The sequence below is a fragment of the Micromonospora sp. A200 genome, from assembly GCF_029893845.1.
GTDB lineage: Bacteria > Actinomycetota > Actinomycetes > Mycobacteriales > Micromonosporaceae > Micromonospora > Micromonospora purpureochromogenes.
Genome location: NZ_JARXXY010000087.1, coordinates 1 through 1,591, shown reverse-complemented (window position 1 = coordinate 1,591; position 1,591 = coordinate 1). Strand labels below are relative to the sequence as shown.

General features: G+C 67.4%; 2 protein-coding genes. One reads left to right on the top strand and one right to left on the bottom strand.

The window, feature by feature from the left end; all coding sequences use genetic code 11:
* Positions 1–81 precede the first annotated feature (81 nt).
* A complete protein-coding gene (locus M2302_RS33010) occupies positions 82–657 on the top strand; it encodes a DinB family protein (RefSeq protein WP_280841707.1) in 576 nt (191 codons plus the stop codon).
* A gap of 12 nt (positions 658–669) precedes the next feature.
* Here the strand turns inward: M2302_RS33010 and M2302_RS33005 are convergent.
* A protein-coding gene (locus tag M2302_RS33005) for an IS5 family transposase (protein ID WP_280841708.1) occupies positions 670–1,535 on the bottom strand; the annotation gives its coding sequence in 2 pieces (ribosomal slippage) (positions 670–1,202 and positions 1,202–1,535; 867 coding nt in all).
* Between the last annotated feature and the right edge of the window lie 56 nt (positions 1,536–1,591).

The window sequence follows — 1,591 nt, the reverse complement described above, 5'->3', positions numbered from 1 at the left end:
CTAGGGCGTGTCCTGCCGATCATGAGCTCCGTGGATCGTCCGGGGCAGCGCCGACACCCAACCGGATGCCATAGTGCCGCGATGAAGGCAGACCTGCACAGTTACTTGAAGGGCGGCCGTGACGCGCTGCTGTGGAAGCTCGACGGGCTCAGCGAATACGATATTCGGCGTCCGTTGACCCGGACCGCCACCAACTTGCTCGGTCTGGTAAAGCACTCGGCGGCCATGGAGATCCTCTACTTCGGCGTCGTGTTCGGCCGACCGTTCGAGCAGGAGCTGCCGTACGTCGGCGAGGGAGCGGAGACCAATGCCGACATGTGGGCGACCGCGGATGAGACCCGCGAGGAGATCGTCGGACTGTACCGTCGCGCGATCGCCCACGCCGACACCACCATTGAAGCCCTTGCACTGGATGAGGTCGGCCGCGTGCCGTGGTGGGGCGATGCAGCCGTCACGTTGCACCACGTCCTGGTCCACGTCATCGCGGAAACACAACGGCACGCCGGCCACGCTGACATCGTGCGCGAACTCATCGACGGCGCGGCCGGGCTGCTGCCCAGGAACGACAACCTGCCCCCCGCCGACGAGTCATGGTGGCTGGACTACCGCCAGCGAGTGGAGCAGGCTGCCCTCGACGCCAGCAAACGCAGCAACTAGCTTTTCTGTCGATCATGGAAGCCAGATGACGGCGGCGATGAGGACCAGGCTGGCCCGGTAGAGGGATGCGCGTTTGGCGTAGCGGGTGGCCAGGTCACGCCATTGCTTGAGTCGGTTGAAGCAGCGTTCCACGACGTTGCGCTTGCGGTAGATCACCTTGTCGAAGGCTGGGGGTCTGCCGCCGGCGCTGCCCTTGGCGACGCGGCGGGCGACCTGGTCCGACCGTTCGGGGATGACGTGCCGGATGCCGCGTTGTCGCAGGGCGCGGCGGGTCGAGTCATGCGCATAGCCTTTGTCCGCGATCAGCACGTCGGGGCGTTTGCGGGGCCGGCCGGGTCCGGGATCGTTGACGCGGATCGCGTCCAGCAGCGCCAACAGCTGGGGGTTGTCGCCGGCCTGGCCGGGAGTGAGCAGGATCGACAACGGCCGTCCACGTCCGTCGACCGCGAGGTGGATCTTGGTGCTCAGCCCGCCGCGGGACCGGCCGATGGCCTCGCCATCTTGCGCACCAGGCGTCGCCGGACTTGTCGGGGAGCCCCCTTTTTGCGGGCGCCAGCGGCATGCTGGTGCGCCCGCACGATCGACGAGTCGATGCTGATCGTCCACTGCACCGGTGTGCCGTCGTCGTGGACCTGCGCCGCGGCCAGGATCCGATCCCAGGTGCCGTCCGCCGTCCAGCGGCGCAGGCGTTCGTGGCAGGTCTTCCACGGCCCGAAGCGTTCCGGCAGGTCACGCCACGGCGCGCCCGTGCGCAGCTTCCACAAGATCCCGTTGATGACCTGCCGGTGATCCCGCCACCGCCCCCGAGAACTCCCCGGTTCGGGTAGCAACGGCGCGATCACCGCCCACGCTTCATCGGTCAACTCACCACGACGCACCACCGGCACATCGTCAACGATCAACCACTACAAGATCGGCAGGACACGCCCTAGTC

Excerpts from the sequence above, each read along its gene's own strand:
- M2302_RS33010 (WP_280841707.1), top strand. The coding sequence starts at position 82 with ATGAAGGCAGACCTGCACAGTTACTTGAAGGGCGGCCGTGACGCGCTG.